This is a genomic window from Fluviicola taffensis DSM 16823, from assembly GCF_000194605.1.
Lineage (GTDB): Bacteria > Bacteroidota > Bacteroidia > Flavobacteriales_D > Crocinitomicaceae > Fluviicola > Fluviicola taffensis.
Genome location: NC_015321.1, coordinates 3,125,914 through 3,143,018, shown reverse-complemented (window position 1 = coordinate 3,143,018; position 17,105 = coordinate 3,125,914). Strand labels below are relative to the sequence as shown.

Annotated in this window: 10 protein-coding genes; 6 read left to right on the top strand and 4 right to left on the bottom strand. The window is 37.1% G+C overall.

Annotated elements, in window-relative coordinates; translation table 11 throughout:
* The 4 genes from FLUTA_RS13710 (at position 1) to priA (ending at position 7,199) form a co-directional block, all read left to right on the top strand.
* Positions 1 to 2,289, top strand: coding sequence for a patatin-like phospholipase family protein (locus tag FLUTA_RS13710; protein WP_013687483.1), 2,289 nt, complete (start codon positions 1 to 3; stop codon positions 2,287 to 2,289).
* A gap of 38 nt (positions 2,290 to 2,327) precedes the next feature.
* A complete protein-coding gene (locus FLUTA_RS13705) occupies positions 2,328 to 3,395 on the top strand; it encodes a VOC family protein (RefSeq protein ID WP_013687482.1) in 1,068 nt (355 codons plus the stop codon).
* A gap of 78 nt (positions 3,396 to 3,473) precedes the next feature.
* On the top strand, positions 3,474 to 4,643 hold the full coding sequence (locus FLUTA_RS13700) for a DUF4249 family protein (RefSeq protein WP_013687481.1): 1,170 nt from the start codon (positions 3,474 to 3,476) through the stop codon (positions 4,641 to 4,643).
* A gap of 72 nt (positions 4,644 to 4,715) precedes the next feature.
* On the top strand, positions 4,716 to 7,199 hold the full coding sequence (gene priA, locus FLUTA_RS13695; protein ID WP_013687480.1) for a replication restart helicase PriA: 2,484 nt from the start codon (positions 4,716 to 4,718) through the stop codon (positions 7,197 to 7,199).
* Here the strand turns inward: priA and FLUTA_RS13690 are convergent.
* Entirely contained in the window at positions 7,196 to 8,065 is an 870-nt protein-coding gene (locus FLUTA_RS13690; RefSeq protein ID WP_013687479.1) for a sigma-70 family RNA polymerase sigma factor, read from the bottom strand. The genes priA and FLUTA_RS13690 overlap by 4 nt on opposite strands.
* 180 nt (positions 8,066 to 8,245) lie before the next feature.
* Between FLUTA_RS13690 and FLUTA_RS13685 the strand changes: the two genes are divergently transcribed.
* On the top strand, positions 8,246 to 8,716 hold the full coding sequence (locus FLUTA_RS13685) for a low molecular weight protein-tyrosine-phosphatase (protein ID WP_013687477.1): 471 nt from the start codon (positions 8,246 to 8,248) through the stop codon (positions 8,714 to 8,716).
* Positions 8,713 to 9,423, top strand: coding sequence for an SAM-dependent methyltransferase (locus FLUTA_RS13680; protein ID WP_013687476.1), 711 nt, complete (start codon positions 8,713 to 8,715; stop codon positions 9,421 to 9,423). Before FLUTA_RS13685 ends, FLUTA_RS13680 begins: the two co-directional genes overlap by 4 nt.
* A gap of 35 nt (positions 9,424 to 9,458) precedes the next feature.
* Here FLUTA_RS13680 and FLUTA_RS20875 read toward each other — a convergent pair whose 3' ends face one another.
* The 3 genes from FLUTA_RS20875 to htpG form a co-directional block, all read right to left on the bottom strand.
* Positions 9,459 to 14,123, bottom strand: coding sequence for a PKD domain-containing protein (locus FLUTA_RS20875; protein ID WP_013687475.1), 4,665 nt, complete (start codon positions 14,121 to 14,123; stop codon positions 9,459 to 9,461).
* A 136-nt stretch (positions 14,124 to 14,259) separates the two neighbouring features.
* Positions 14,260 to 15,039, bottom strand: a complete 780-nt coding sequence (locus FLUTA_RS13670) for a TerB family tellurite resistance protein (RefSeq protein ID WP_013687474.1) — start codon at positions 15,037 to 15,039, stop codon at positions 14,260 to 14,262.
* 50 nt (positions 15,040 to 15,089) lie between these two features.
* On the bottom strand, positions 15,090 to 16,979 hold the full coding sequence (gene htpG / locus FLUTA_RS13665) for a molecular chaperone HtpG (protein ID WP_043023830.1): 1,890 nt from the start codon (positions 16,977 to 16,979) through the stop codon (positions 15,090 to 15,092).
* Positions 16,980 to 17,105 lie beyond the last annotated feature (126 nt).

Sequence of the window (17,105 nt, the reverse complement as noted above, 5' to 3'; positions counted from 1 at the left end):
ATGCAATTAGCAAAAAAACTAACTATATCCTTATTTCTCATTGCGCTCGCGTATCAATCTAGAGCACAGGGAGTTGGAGTCGTGCTGAGTGGCGGTGGAGCTGCTGGTTTTGCGCATATAGGTGTTTTGAAAGCACTCGAAGAAAATAATATTCCCATTAACTATATTACAGGAACTTCATCAGGCGCATTAGTTGGTGCAATGTATGCCTGTGGCTATTCTCCATTAGAAATTGAGAACTATGTGTTAAGCAATAAATTCCAATTAATGTCAAAAGGGGAAATTGAGCAACGCTATGAATTTTTGTTACGAGAAGACAATGAAAACGCCTCAGGAATTAACTTTTCATTCTCTTTAGATAGTATTTTCAGTAAATCTTTACCTACAAACTTTATCAGACCCGAATTATTGGATTTTGAAATGTTGCGTCTTTTTGCTTTAGCGGGAGCTTCAAAATCGTATAATTTTGACAGCCTTTTCGTTCCTTTCAGATGTGTCGCAAGTGATATTGTCGCCAAGCAGGGAGTCGTTTTTTCAACGGGACAGTTAAATGAAGCAGTTCGTGCTTCCATGACATTCCCATTTTATGTAAACCCTATTCGAATAAATGGTGTACTATATTTTGATGGAGGACTTTACAACAACTTCCCTTCAGATGTGATGTACAATAACTTTCCAGTTGACTTTATCATAGGAAGTAATGTCTCTTACAATGCAGGCCCACCTAGAGAAGACGACCTGATTAGCCAATTGACAAACATGCTTGTAACACATACATCTTTTAAAATACCATGTGAATCAGGAATTATTATTGAGCCAAAATCAGACATTAGCACATTTGATTTTGACGATGTTGATGAAGCAATTAGAGCGGGATACGAATCGACCATTTCAATGATGGATAGCATAAAAAAAATGGTCGATTATCGAATATCATTGGATGATTTAAATCAAAAAAGAAATTTATTTAAATCAAACATAAAACCATTTGTAATTTCAGAGGTAAATACCTCTAACAAATATGGTCTTGACGAAAGTTACGTTCGAAAATCAATCTTAAAAAACAATAAAGGTCAGTTAATCACTGGAGGTCGTTTTAAACGTCGCTATTTCAGAACCTATGCAACTCCTCAAATTAAGTACTTGTACCCAACATTACAAGCAAAATCGGATTCGACTTTTGCATTAAATCTTAAAGTCACAGAATCGAAACCATTCCGTATAGACTTTGGCGGGATTGTTAGTACAAGAGCTATTAACACTGGCTTTATTCAACTGAACTATATGCGCTTAGACAAAATCGCAAGCACCATTCAAGTTGGAGGATATTTTGGGAAATTTTACAATTCTGGGAGAGCTAATATTGACTTACATTTTCCTTCGTACTATCCAATATCGGCGAATATTTATGGTGTTATTAACCGTTGGGATTATTTCAAAAGTTTCACTACTTTTTTTGATGACGAAAAACCATCATTCCTCGTTCAGAACGAAGCATATATTGGGGGGGGAATAAAACTACCCATTTTCAATAATTCAAAATTCTCGCTCGACTATCGTCATTTTGAGACACAGGATCGTTACTACCAATCCAGTGAATTCACCAATAAAGACACCACCGATCGTACAATTCTATTTGGAGATTGTTTGATTTTAACTCTTGAACACAACTCATTAAACAGAAAACAATGGGCTTCATCAGGAACACTTGCTCAATTCAAAGCAATTTATAGCGGTGCCGTTGAGCACAGTACTGCTGGTTCAACATCCTTAGAAGATTATGATTATCGAAATGGGCATCATTGGTTTAATATTCGAGGGGAAATTCAAAGTTTTCCATTGAGCACCAAGTATTTTTCTTTTGGGCTACATGGTTTGGCAAGTATTACCAATCTTTCATTACTCAAAAATTACACAGCAACATTGCTAAACATGAATGCTTTTCAGCCACTTCCCGATCTTCAAACTTATTTTTTCACAGAATACCGATCTCCACAATATATTGGTGGAGGAGTTAATATTATTTTCTCGTTACGCAAAAACATTGATATTCGTTTAGATGGTTATTGGTATCAACCATTTATTTCCATTAAGAAAAATGACGACGGTACTTTTGGATATTCTAAACCTTTTAAAGGAGAATCACAAGTTGCTTCTCTTACAGCAATTTATCATTCACCCTTAGGTCCAATAAGGGCTTCGTTGAATTATTTTCCCAAGCAAAAAAGCCCATTGGCTTTTCAATTCACCTATGGATTTATCATATTCCATGAACGAGCATTTCGTTAATAATTCAAGAACTATTAAATTCGCAACAAATTCAAAAAATGACAAAAATCATCTGTGGTATTCAACAAATGGGAATTGGTGTTCCTGACGTTCAATCAATTTGGAAATGGTATAGAGAGCACTTTGGTGTAGATGTACGCATTTTTGAAGAAGCAGCTGAAGCTCCATTAATGACTCGTTACACTGGTGGAGTCATTCATTCAAGAACAGCAACATTAGCACTTTCCATGGAAAGCGGTGGCGGATTTGAAATTTGGCAATTTACCTCCAGACCAACAGAAAAAAGCACCTCTCCTATCCTATTAGGTGATTTCGGACTATATGCCTGTAGAATAAAATCTAAAGATGTAAAAGTAACGTATGATTTTTTGGTAAAAAAAGGAGCGAAAGTTTTGTCTGAACCTCAAGAATTACCAAACGGAAGCCTTCACTTTCTAGTAGAAGACCCTAATGGAAATCTTTTCGATATCGTTGAAGGATCGGGATGGTTTATGGATACCAAATTTGAAGGAAAAACAGGAGGTGTTGCTGGATCCATGATTGGAGTAAGCTCTATCGAAAAAGCATTGCCTTTGTACCAAAAGATATTGGGATACGATCAAATTGTCTATGACACAACAGAAACTTTTGAAGCTTTCAACAATGTTCCAAATGGAAATCAGAAAGTAAGACGTGTACTATTACAACATTCTGAAGCTCGTAAAGGTCCATTTGCGAAATTACTTGGTCCCACTCAAATTGAATTGATTCAAGCAGTTGAACGAACTGACTCAAAATCTATTTTTAAAGACCGTTTTTGGGGAGATTGGGGATTCATTCATTTGTGTTTCGATGTTCAGGGAATGGATGATTTACAGAAAGAATGTGAAGAACTTGGTTTTCCCTTTACAGTAGACTCTGGAAAAACGTTTGACATGGGAGAAGCAGGTGGGCGTTTTAGCTATATTGAAGATCCAGATGGCACATGGATTGAATTTGTGGAGACACATAAAGTTCCTGTAATGAAGAAACTAGGTTGGTACATCCATCTCAAAAACAAAAAACCAGGAGCTTTTTTACCGAATTGGATGCTAAAAGCCATGAGATTTAATAGGGTAAAGAATTGATTTAACCGTAGTTTCCATTGATTTTAAACACACTTACTTTAGATATTATATCGTATTTTTGAACCAAATTGTATACTTATGAGATTTCTCCAATTTTCACTTTATTCTTTCATTCTAGGTTCTCTATTATTTTTAACTTCTTGTAAGGAAGATTTCGATTTTTCAGGAGATCATGTGGAAACACCTGTTTTATTTGGATTATTAGATAGAAATGACTCACTGCATTACGTGAAATTAACACGCACTTTTTCTGGATCGAATAATGCATTGGATGTTGCTCTGATAGAAGATTCAAGTTACTTTGCTGATGCTGTTATTACCATTGAAGAGTGGCTTCCAAATCCTGCTACAAATGTTTCTACGAAATACCGCACTTGGACTTTGCAAGAAACCATTTTAAACACAAAAGCACCTGGCGCATTCTACAGTCCACATCAAAAAGTCTATTTTTTCAAGACAGAAGCCTTTAATAATGCAAACGCACCTGCCGTTACTGAACAAAATTTGACAAAGGCTTTAAAAGACAATGCCAATGCAATTTACAAATTGAAAGCATCAATCAATGGTGGTGATATTGTAGTAAATGCAGAAACTAAATTGGTAAATGGACTGTCTATTACAACTCCGTCTGCAAATGGTGGAAATTATAAGTTCAGAAAAACAGTAAGTGGTACGGAGGAATACACATCAACAACTGTAACAGCTGCCAATGGGAATGCAAAAGTGGTTGATGCTCGACTAGAGTTTTCCTTTAAGGAATATTTCAATGGAGATTCAGTTCAGAAATCTTTTATGTGGAAAATAGGAGAATTTATTGGAGATCAAATTCAAGGATCCAATTCATCATTTATAATAAATGGAGAATCTTTTTACAACTTAGTAAGACAAAACTGTACCTCTGATGCAACTATAAACAAAAGAAAATTCACTTCCTTAAAATTATATATTACAGGTGGTTCAGATGAATTAAGTAAATACATTCTAGTGAACAAACCTAGTTCATCATTAGCGCAAAACAAGCCTAGTTTTACAAATTTAACTAGAACTGATGGCGGTCCTGTCATTGGTCTCTTTAGTTCAAGGCTTACTGTAAAACAAGAAAAGGTTAGTTATAATCCAGCTGTTCCAGCTTATAGAGCACTGGATAAATTATCCACAAGAGAACTATGTATCGGTGCAATCACTGGTTCCTTCTCTTTTTGTAGTGATCACATTACGGATAATGTTGAAAGCTGGTATTGTCAATAAACAAATTCAATTTACGGAAGTCCCATTTCATTGAAATGGGACTTTTTCTTTTTAGTTCATTAACTTTGTTTCATGAGCGAGCGAATAACTCTTTTTGTTGATATTATTTTACCCATTCCATTAAGTCAGGAATTCACTTATCGTGTTCCTTTCGAAATGAATGAGTTGATTCAAGAATACTTGAGAGTAATCGTTCCCTTTGGAAAAGGCAAGCTATACACTGGAATTATTACCAAAATACATCAAGAAGCACCTAAGATTTATCAAGCAAAATACATCGAACATATTCTGGATGAAACACCTCTAATCACAAAGAAACAATTTTCGTTTTGGAAGTGGATGTCTGAATACTATATGGCTCCAATTGGAGATGTCATGAATGCAGCTCTTCCAGCTAATTTCAAACTGGCAAGTGAAACAAAAATTGTCATTCATCCAGATTTTGATGGTGAAAAATCCGCACTTAGCGACCGCGAATATTTAGTTATAGAAGCACTAGAAATTAAAGAAACTCTTGATTTAAAGGAAATTTCAGAGATCATTGGAATCAAAACTATTCAACCCTTAATCAAAGCCTTACTTGAAAAGAATATTGTTTTAACCTTAGAAGAAGTTTCGAATAAATTTTCTCCTAAAACAGGCCTATTTGTAGTGATCCATGAGGATTATCGATCAGATAGTATTCTAAATGAATTTTTCGAACTGCTCTCACAAAAGAAATCAACCCAGAAGCAAGAGCATGTTTTATTGAAAATCTTACAATTGGGTGGATTTCATGCTGGTCAAGTCACTCCTATTCTTCGGAAATCATTGGAGGATCAGGGCTGTTCTCTTTCTGCTATGAATACTTTGGAAAAACAAGGCATTCTGAGAACTGAGCGATTAGAAATTTCTAGAATTACGTCATTAGATAAAAGTAAGTTTACTTTTCCCATACTTAGCCAAGCTCAATTAAAAGCATTGACTGAAATTGAATCCAGTTATCAAGAAAAAGACACCGTTTTACTGCAAGGAATTACAGGTTCAGGAAAAACCGAAATTTACATTGAGCTCATTCGTAAAGTACTTGATTCAGGAAAACAAGTATTGTTCCTTGTTCCTGAAATTGCATTGACCACTCAGTTAATCCAACGATTATCTGCTTATTTTGGAGAGAAAATTGGTGTTTATCACTCCAAATTCAACTCGAATGAACGGGTAGAAATTTGGAACAAAGTGCTTCAAAATGATCCTAATAAGTTCCGATTGGTAGTTGGAGCGCGCTCTTCTATCTTTTTACCATTCCAAGATTTAGGATTAGTCATTGTAGATGAAGAGCATGAGACTTCTTACAAACAACACGATCCATCTCCAAGATACAATGCACGAGACATGGCTATTGTTTTGGCACATTTCTTCAAAACAAAAACCTTGTTGGGTTCCGCTACTCCAGCGATTGAGAGTTTTCAAAATGCCCGTGAAGGAAAATACGGATATGTTCTCTTAACCGAACGTTTTTCTCAAGTACAACTTCCAGAAATCTTGTGTGCAGATATGAAGGAGGAGCGGAAACAAAAAAGCTTGAACGGCCATTTTTCCAGATTTTTATTAGAGAACATTACTGAAGTATTAAAAAATGGAGATCAAGTGATTCTTTTCCAAAATAGAAGAGGATACACACCCATTTGGACCTGTGAAATATGTGGATTCAGTCCAAACTGTATCAATTGTGATACAACATTGAATTACCACAAGCATTCCAATGTTTTAAAATGTCATCACTGTAGTTACCACACAAGCCCAATAGGAACTTGTCCAGCATGTGGAAGTAACCGTCTGAAAATGCTTGGATTTGGAACAGAAAAGGTCGAAGATGATTTATCGCTTATTTTACCCGATGTCCGTATAGGACGAATGGATTTAGAAACTACTCGGAATAAAAATGGACATTTAGAATTGATTCAAGCCTTTGAAAATCGAGAAATCGATGTCTTAATTGGAACTCAAATGGTTGCAAAAGGCTTAGATTTCGATCATGTAGGTCTTGTAGGAATCTTAGATGCCGATTTAATGCTTAATAAAACCGATTTCAGAGCATTTGAACGTGCTTTCCAACTTATGACTCAGGTTGCAGGAAGATCAGGTCGTAGAAACAAACGTGGAAAAGTAATTATTCAAACTGGAAACCCCGATCATTGGGTGATTCAAAAAGTGATAGAACATGATTATGACTCATTTGCAATCAATGAAATTGTGGAACGCAGAAATTACCATTATCCCCCATTTTATAAAATTATTCGCTTTACCCTAAAGCACAGAGATCGAGATTTAGTGGAGGCTGGTGCTCTTCATTTCAGTAAATTATTGAAAGAACAGTTTCATGAACGTGTTTTAGGTCCTGAATCCCCAGTTATTGCGAGGATTCAGAACTATTACTTGAAAGAAATTGTTTTAAAAATCGAGCAAGAAGCTCCTCAGAAGAAAGTAAAGGAACGCTTACATGAGCTGACGGATCAATTTTTCAGCGTTCCCCATTTCAAACCTATTCGACTTATAACAGACGTTGACCCCGCTTAACCAAGGTATGATTTAAGCATCCGGCTTCGGGATGTGTGTTTTAAGCGTCGAATTGCTTTTTCTTTTATTTGTCGTACTCTTTCTCTAGTCAAATCGAACAAATCTCCGATTTCTTCCAAAGTGAGTGCGTGTTTTCCATTTAATCCATAATAAAGTCTTACCACATCCCCTTCTCGTCCTGATAAAGAAGATAACGAACGTTCAATTTCCTTTCTCAAAGATTCTTTGTTCAATTCATTTTCAGGGCTCGGTAAAGCGTCATTTGGCAATACATCATACATACTGGATGAACTCTCATCCCCATCAACCAATGGAGCATCCATCGATAAATGTCTTGCTGTATTTGCTAATGATTGGCGCACATCTTCTACTGAACATTCCAAAAACTCAGCCAATTCATCTGCTGAAGGAGGACGTTCGTAAACCTGCTCCAATTCACTATATGCTCTGTTAATTTTATTTATTGTACCAATCTTATTCAGCGGAAGTCGCACAATACGTGCTTGTTCTGCCAATGCTTGTAAAATTGATTGACGAATCCACCAAACAGCGTAAGAAATAAACTTAAAGCCTCTAGTTTCATCAAAGCGTTCTGCTGCTTTAATCAATCCCAAATTTCCTTCATTGATTAAATCTGGAAGAGATAAACCTTGATTTTGATATTGTTTAGAAACGGAAACCACAAATCTCAAATTCGCTTTCGTTAAGCGCTCTAACGCTCTCTTGTCTCCAGCTTTAATTCTTTTTGCTAATTCTACCTCTTCTTCAGCTGTAATTAATTCAACACGACCAATTTCTTGAAGGTATTTATCGAGAGAAGCCGTTTCCCGATTGGTAACTTGTTTTACAATCTTTAACTGTCTCATGGTCTTTACAATTGATTTACATGAATATAACGATAATAAGATACAGATAGTTGTGTTGGTTGTAATCAAAAAATGTTAAATGAATAAACAGAATGTTCAAACTAACGAATTGGGTGAACGAATGAAAGTTTTTAATAACAAAGTATTAAAAGTACCTTTACAAGCGAAAATTGATAAGTCATGCGTATTTTGATGGTTTGTTTGGGTAATATTTGTCGCTCTCCAATGGCTGATGGCTGGCTGAGACATAAGACAAAACAACACGGTTTAAACCTAGAAGTGGATTCTGCTGGTACTGCAAATTACCATGTAGGTAAAAAACCAGATCATCGTATGAGAAGACTTTCTTTGGATTTCGGTGTTTCTATTGATGAATTAAGAGCGCGTCAATTTTCGGTTGCTGATTTTGACAACTATGACATCATCTTCGCAATGGATCAAAATAATGAACAAAACATCTTGCAATTGGCAAGAAACAATAAAGAGAAAGAAAAAGTAAAGTTACTTTTGAACGAATTACATCCAAACCAAAATTTAGAAGTTCCGGATCCTTATTATGGAACAGATGCAAACTTCAAAGAGGTTATTGAACTTCTTGACCATGCAACGGATGCATTTCTTTTCAATCATCAATTAATTACAAAACAATGAGCGCAGGCAAACTATACCTTATTCCGAACACACTAGGAGGAGAATCAACAGATGATATTATTCCACAAAAGGTAGCAGAAATAGCTAGTGAACTACGTGTATTTGCAGTGGAAGATATAAAATCAGCAAGAAGATTGTTACGAAAAATTGATCGTACCTTCCCCATTGATGACTCGGAATTTTACATCCTGAACAAATCAACAAATGCTTCTGAACTTCATCATTTGATAAAAGCAATGAAAGCTGGAAAAAGCATCGGAATTATTAGTGAAGCTGGTTGTGCTGGGATTGCAGATCCAGGAGCTGTTTTGGTAGCATTGGCTCATGAAAGTGAAATTCATGTTGTACCAACAGTTGGTCCTTCTTCTATCCTACTCACATTGATTGGAAGTGGATTTAATGGCCAACAATTTTCGTTTCATGGCTACTTACCAAAAGAGAAAAAAGAACGTAGTCGCAAACTAAAAGATTTAGAACAACGAGTTCGCAGAACTGGCGAGACTCAACTTTTTATGGATACTCCATTTCGATCTATGCACGTTTTTGAAGATGCTTTGAATGAATTGGCAGATGATACTTTGCTTTGTGTAGCATCAAATTTGACTTTATTCACAGAACGAATTCAAACCAAAACCATTAAAGATTGGAGAGAAAACGCATATGACTTGAGTAAACAACCAACGATGTTCGCAATAGGAAAACTTTAAAAAGCACAACGAATATTTACAAAGTCCAAGTAAATCTATTTTATCATGCTCAAATGGCCTTGATCGGAATATTTTTTATCGCTATTTGAATCTTTAAAAGAAACCGTCCAAGAATAAACGCCTTCTTGAACCAAAACTCCCTGGTATGTACCATCCCAACCAACTTTTGGATCATTCGACTCAAACAACGTTTCTCCCCAACGGTTAAAAATGCGCATATTAAAGCTATACGGATCAAATCCGGATGTAAATACTGGTTGGAAGGTGTTGTTAAACTCATCTCCATCTGGTGAAAATGCATTTGGAACAAAATAAATCAATTCATCCAAAACCCTAACAATTACTCTACTTGTATCTGAACAACCGAAGGAATTTGTCGCGATTAATTCCACAGTATAATTACTGGCAACTTCATCATAGGTATGAGTGGGAGAAAAAAGAATCGAATTTCCTCCATCTCCGAATTTCCAGCTATAAGATGTGGCATTGGATGAAGTATTGATAAAATGAATTTCAGGATGTGTAATTGTTGCATCAGATGGGGAAGGCGTAAAAGACGCATCAGCTTCTGGATTAACACAGATGAAATTAACTTTCGTAGAAGTTGCCGAACAACCATTCAAATCTGATACAGTTAAAGAAACCGTAAAACATCCAGCAGATGTGAAGTTCGTAGAAGCATTGAGTAAAGAACCTGATGTTTGTCCGTTACCAAAATTCCATTGTGAACTCACCGAGGGAGTTTGATTTGTAAAATTAACAGCTAAAGGTGCACAACCAGATAATGTGTCTGCCAAAAAGGCAATTACTGGAACTGAATTGACAATAATAGTCGCAGTTGAAGCACCTGAACAAGAACCCGGAATATCATAAGTTATAACAAATGAACCAGCTCCAGAAACACTTGGGTCAAACAAACCCGTTGAAGCATTTACGATTCCTGTTCCAGACCAATTTCCTCCTGGACTTGCTGCTGAAAGCAAAAATGGTGTGTCATTTCCACAAAATGGACCCGCTGGAACAATCGTAGTAGAATTTCCAGAATTCAAAGTGACTGTTGTTGTTGTAGAAGCACTACAATTATTCAATGTTGCTGTTACGGTATAGATTCCAAATTCTCCAATTGTTATGGAAGGAATACTTGGGTTTTGAACAGTAGAATTAAATCCGTTAGGTCCTGACCAAGAATAAGTGCTGCCAACCGTTCCAGATGCAGTTAAATTCAATAATTGATTGACACACAAAGGCCCATTGTTGGCTGCTGTAACCGTTGGAAGCGGATTAACTGTAACTGTCAACGGCGCAGAAGTTGAGGAACAACCATTTACAGAAACAGTTACCGTATAAGAACCCGCTGTTGTAGCTGTAATAGATTGTGTTGTTACTCCTGTAGACCATGTATTTCCTGTTACTGATGAAGAAGTCAAGGTAACAGAGCTTCCAGTACAAAAAGTAGTTGCCCCACCTGCTCCAATTGTTGGAACTGGAGGAAGTGGATTCACGGTAACAGTTGTAGCAGTAGACGTTGCCGAACATGGTCCATTTGCCACTGTAACAGTATAAGATCCACTAGCTGTGACAATGATCGATTGAGTAGTCGCTCCTGTAGACCACGTATTTCCTGTCGCAGATGAGGAGGTCAAAGTAACAGAACCACCAGTACAAAATGTGATTGGTCCACTAGCTGTAATTGTTGGTGTTGCTGGAAGTGGATTCACGGTAATAACTACCGCAGAAGATATTGAAGTACAAGATCCGTTAGATGATGTAACCGTATACGAGCCACCAGTTGTAACTGTAATTGATGGTGTTGTTGCTCCTGTAGACCAAGTATTCCCTGTTGGAGAGGATGAAGTTAATGTAACTGAACCGCCAGCACAAAAAATAGTCGGTCCTCCCGCTCCAATTGTTGGAACTGCTGGAAGCGGATTCACGGTAACAGTTGTAGCAGTAGAAGTTGCAGAACATAAGCCATTCGAAACGGTAACCGTATATGATCCACTAGTTGCAACTGTAATTGATTGAGTTGTAGCTCCTGTAGACCATGTATTTCCTGTTGCAGATGATGAAGTCAAAGTAACTGAACCGCCTGCACAAAATGTGGTTGGTCCACTAGCTGTAATAGTTGGTGTTGCAGGAAGTGGATTCACGGTAACGGTCGTTGAAGCTGTAGCTGAGGAACAACCACTTGCTGAAACCGTTACTGTATAGGTTCCACTAGTTGTAACTGTAATTGATTGAGTAGTTGCCCCTGTAGACCAAGTGTTTCCGGTTGTAGCTGATGAAGTTAAAGTAACTGCTCCTCCTGTACAAAATGCAAACGGACCACTTGCTGTAATCGTTGGCGTAGCTGGAAGAGGATTTACTGTAACCGTTATCGCTGTAGAAGTTGCTGAACAAGAACCATTAGAAACCGTTACTGTATAAGTTCCGCTAGTTGTAACAGTTATTGCCTGAGTTGTTTCTGCTGTTGACCACGTATTTCCTGTTGCAGATGATGAAGTCAAAGTAACTGAACCTCCAGCACAAAATGTTGTTGGACCACCAGCGGTAATTGTAGGAGTTGCAGGAACAGGATTGACCGTAACTATTGTAGAAGCAGATGCAGAAGTACAACCTCCAGCTGAAACGGTTAATGAATAAGTTCCACTAGCAGAAACCGTTATTGATTGAGTAGTTTCTGTTGTTGACCAAAGGTTTCCTGTTGCGGATGATGAAGTCAAAACTACAGAGCCACCAGCACAAAAAGTAGTTGGTCCAGCAGCGGTAATAGTTGGAGTGGCTGGAAGCGGAGTAACCGTCACTACCATTGCAACTGAAGTCGAAGTACAGCTTCCTGTCAAAACTGTAACGGTGTAAGAACCACTTGCTGTAACTGTAATTGATGGAGTTGTTGCACCAGTTGACCATGTATTTCCTGTTGCAGACGATGAAGTCAAAACTACAGAGCCACCAGCACAAAAAGTGGTTGGCCCACCAGCAGTAATCGTTGGAGGTATTCCTGGAGTTACAGTTACTATTCGGCTATTCGTTACTTGATTTCCACAAGCATCTGTAACGATTGAATAAAGTGTTATCGTTCCTGAAGTAGGAAATGAAATGCTAGTACTTGCTCCAGTTCCAACGCTTGGCGTTCCAGTCGGACTAAAACTCCAATTATAAGTATAACCTGGAACCCCACCTGTACCAGAAGTTGTTGCCGTAATTGCCCCTCCTTGACAAACCGTCGTTGCAGAAAGCGTAATCGGAGTTGTTGTATTCGTATATTCCAATGTTTTCCCTGTCATGTTCATCACCCAAGGAGAGCCTGCTCCAATACAGGTATTTGAACAACCTGTTGCTCCCCAGCATGATCGGAAAAACTGTAAAGTAAATGGTACGTTTTGGATTGCACAACTAGGCGCAGGCATACAACTTACCAAATCGGTATAGACTGTTTGATTCGTAGCAGCACACGTTCCTCCCCCTATGGCATTGCAAAACCAATAAAATCCCGTTGCAGATGGACTCACACAACCACCAGATGCAATTCTCATTGCACCATCCTGAAGCCAGCAAGTTGTACCATTCGCTGTATAAGTAAATGAAAAAGTAACCGCTGTAACCGTTGCATTTGCAGGAAAAGGAACAGACAGGTTATAATCACAAGAAGTGGTGAAATTACAACTTGCATTGTATCTTGAACCAGTAATTAAAGCCTGAGCAAGAGTAGCCGTTCCCGTTACAAGTGGATCAACTACTAACTGATAGGAGTCAATATTGTCAGTTATCCAATTGGATTCAACTATTAAATCAATTTGATTCGAATGAATACTGTATACTGCTGAACGAGCCAATTCTTTTGGTCCGTTTTTCGTATACAATTTTGCCTCATCCATAACTGCCAGCTCTGTTGAACCTGACATCAACTTCAAGCTTCCGACACCTAAACCAGAAGTACCATCTGAAAATTGCGCATGTAGAGAAGATACTCCCTCCAATTCTTCCCGAAACAATAACTTATCAAAAGTTCCAAGTTCATTGGATTTAATAATAAAACTTGTCTTGATCGCTCCTCTGAGAACAATCATTTCAGCATCGATACCAGGAAAAACATTATGAATCAAGGTACCATCCGAACCCACAGTATAATCAGACCAGTTTGCACTAAATTGATTTGATTCTATTTCATTTTGCACCACAATCAACTTCCAATTATTAAAGCGAAGTGTGCCATTAGCCGTTTTTAATTCGGTTCTTGCGGTAGAAAAATCAATAACAGCCTGATCCAACAAATAACCAGATTCATATCTATTACTTGAAACAGGATGTAATTCGTGTTCCACAGAAACCCATTCTCCATTCACGAATTGGTGTAAATCACCCAATGCTTTTTGTGTGTGAAATTCTTGATTATTGGATACATTTACGAAATAACGTTCATCAATTGTTCGCTTTTCCAAGACTTCTACACAATTCTCGCAAGGAGCGTCTTTAGGTAGTTTTCCAAATTCGGGGTGAGAATAATACTTAGGGGAATTCAATTTTTTCCATGTGTCCAAATTCTTTATTTCAGAAATAGGAAAAGATCTCAAGTTTTTTGCAGTTGAAGTCATTCCTCTGCTCTGACCATGCATATCTTGGCCAAATAAAGAGGTAATTCCCATTAAAAAAAAGAACAGGAAGAAAACACGGTTTCCAGAGTAGTTTGTAGAAGGCATACCTAAATATTTAACGCTATATGCAAATAGACGTAAATAATATCACATGGTGGTGTCGATTTTTATTTTTTTTAACGTGGAATTAATATATGGCTACGTTTAAGAAAACTAAAACGTTCTAGCCAGAACTATTTCATTAAAGACCTCTTGCCTTTTTGACATTATCATAAGCCTCCTGAATGCGCTGAAATTTCTCCTTCGCACCTTTTTGGTATTCTTCTCCCAATGATGCAACTTTATCTGGGTGATAGCGAACTGCCATTTGGCGATAAGCCTTTTTGACCTCATCATCTGTTGCAGATTCTTCAATTCCTAAAATTTCATAATCTGCATTTAAATTTTGCTTAAACATTCCTTGCACAGATCTAAAATCCATGGGAGGAACCTGTAACAAATTGGCAATATATTGAAGTGTTTTTATCTCTGATTCAGATACTTGACCATCTGATTGTGCAATTCCAAAAAGGTAATGAAGCAACTGAATGCGGATTTCTACTTGAGCCCGCACACGAATATCCGAACAGATTTGATCAATCGGAATTGATGGCGCATCCAGAAAATTCTTTAACGTTTGTAAGTGTGATGTATTGAATTGATTCCCGAATTGTTGTGCTAGAAATGATTTCACAAAATTCAACTCAGACTTCACAACCTTTCCATCACTTTTCATCATGTAAGCTGAAAGAGCTAACAATTGAGTAGGAAAATCATACCGCTGTGTTTGTTGGGTATAATATTCAAAAACATCTTGGAATGACTGACGAGAACCTCCTCCACCATTGGCATTAGAAGCTTGGTTCTTTCTAACTCGAACTGCTTGATCTACAAATCCCCCTACGAAAAATGCAATTACTGCAGGCAGAAATCTTCCTCCTGAAACAGCAAATGCAACGATTGCAAAAATGATACTATACACGCTATAAAAATAAAATTCCCGTCAGCCAATCGACCGACGGGAATGATCCGTTATACAAATGAGATACTTCTCTCAATAAAATTAGTCAACTCCTCGCCTTTCAACATTCCTTGAGCCAACAAAGCCAGATCAGTTAACTGCTTAATTTTAGTCGACTTTTCTTTGTCATCGGTCAAACTCAACAACGATTCCACTTTTTGATGATTTGCATTCACAACCATGCTATATGTTTCTGGAAATGCTCCAAAGAAACCTCCACCTCCGTATTTTTGTTGTTCCATCATTCGACGAACAAACTCAGGCTGGGTAACAATGATTGGAGAATCTGTTTCACTCATCGATTTGAATTCCACTTTGAACTTGCGATTATCAACCGCAGATTCGAACAAAGGTTTCAATGCCGTTTGTTGTTCTTCTGTCAATTTTGCGGGCAATTCGCCTTCTTTTTGAATCAACTGATCCAATGCATCTGCATCTACACGAACAAATCCCAAATTCTCGTTTGTTTGCTCTATTGTTGAAATCCAATGCGAAGCAAGCGGTCCGTCAATAATTGCCACTTGAAATCCACGATCTTTTGCTTGTTTGACGAATGAAAAATGTTCTTCTAAACTGTGCGTATAAAGTGCTATTAACTTTCCATCTTTATTCGTTTGAAGCGGAGCGATTTGCTCTTTAAATTCTTCAATAGTATAATACTTTCCATCCGTATTTTTAATCAATGCAAAGGTTTTAGCCTTTTCAGCAAATTTCTCATCTGAAAGCATTCCGTACTCTACGAAAATTTTCAAATCATCCCATTTTGATTCAAAATCAGCACGGTCCTTTTTGAACATTTCAGCCAATTTATCTGCTACTTTTTTCGTGATGTGTGCAGAAATCTTCTTCACATTTCCATCGCTTTGTAAGTAAGAACGAGAAACATTTAGAGGAATATCTGGTGAATCAATCACACCATGAAGTAAAGTCAAAAATTCCGGAACAATCTCAGCTACCGAGTCAGTAATAAAGACTTGATTGGAATATAAATTGATTTTATTTCGTTGAACCTCTACATTTTCCTTGATTTTCGGGAAATATAAAATCCCTGTCAAATTGAATGGATAATCGACATTCAAATGGATATGAAACAAAGGATCGTCAAAAGACATTGGATACAATTCGCGGTAAAAGGAGTTGTAATCTTCGTCTTTCAAATCAACTGGAGCTGAAGTCCAAGCTGGTTTTGGGTTATTTATTTGGTTCGGAATATCAATAGAAATGCGTTTTACTTTCCCATCTTCATCCATTTCACCTTCTGGCGAATTAATGTATTCTACTTTGTCTCCAAAGAAAACGGGAATAGGTAGAAACTTACAATATTTATCCAAAATTCCTTGAATGCGCGATTTCTCTAAAAATTCAATCGATTCTTCGTTGATATACAACACAATGTCAGTTCCACGTGATTCTTTGTCAATTTCTGTCAATGTATACTCTGGAGAACCATTACTTTCCCACTGAACAGCTTGTGAACCTTCGTGACGTGACAAGGTACGAATCTGAACCTTTTCAGCCACCATGAATCCTGAATAAAAACCAAGACCAAAATGACCAATAATACTTTCAGCACCTTCTTTACCTTCGTATTGTTTTACAAACTCTTCGGCACCAGAGAAAGCAATTTGATTGATGTATTTATCTATTTCATCAGCTGTCATACCGATTCCATTGTCTCTAATTGTCAAAGTCTTCGATTCTTTATCCAAAAGAACTTCTACTTTCAACTCACCCAGTTCTCCTTTAAACTCTCCAGTGGAAGAAAGCACCTTTAACTTTTGATTTGCATCAACTGCATTTGAAACCAACTCACGTAAGAAAATCTCATGGTCGGAATACAAGAATTTTTTAATAATTGGGAAAATGTTTTCCGTTGAAACATGTATTTGTCCTGTTTTCATACTTATTTGAAATTTCTCTTGTAATGTCAAGGTTTATGCCAAGTAACTTTTAGTGACAAAATGACAGATTATTCATTATTTAGCATTCAAATATCTTTCAACTATTTATCTAATATTTAAAGGATT

Coding starts and splice junctions, on each gene's coding strand:
- FLUTA_RS13685 (WP_013687477.1), top strand. CDS start 8,246: ATGCGTATTTTGATGGTTTGTTTGGGTAATATTTGTCGCTCTCCAATG.
- priA (WP_013687480.1), top strand. CDS start 4,716: ATGAGCGAGCGAATAACTCTTTTTGTTGATATTATTTTACCCATTCCA.
- FLUTA_RS13710 (WP_013687483.1), top strand. CDS start 1: ATGCAATTAGCAAAAAAACTAACTATATCCTTATTTCTCATTGCGCTC.
- FLUTA_RS13690 (WP_013687479.1), bottom strand. CDS start 8,065: ATGAGACAGTTAAAGATTGTAAAACAAGTTACCAATCGGGAAACGGCT.
- htpG (WP_043023830.1), bottom strand. CDS start 16,979: ATGAAAACAGGACAAATACATGTTTCAACGGAAAACATTTTCCCAATT.
- FLUTA_RS13680 (WP_013687476.1), top strand. CDS start 8,713: ATGAGCGCAGGCAAACTATACCTTATTCCGAACACACTAGGAGGAGAA.
- FLUTA_RS13705 (WP_013687482.1), top strand. CDS start 2,328: ATGACAAAAATCATCTGTGGTATTCAACAAATGGGAATTGGTGTTCCT.
- FLUTA_RS13700 (WP_013687481.1), top strand. CDS start 3,474: ATGAGATTTCTCCAATTTTCACTTTATTCTTTCATTCTAGGTTCTCTA.
- FLUTA_RS20875 (WP_013687475.1), bottom strand. CDS start 14,123: ATGCCTTCTACAAACTACTCTGGAAACCGTGTTTTCTTCCTGTTCTTT.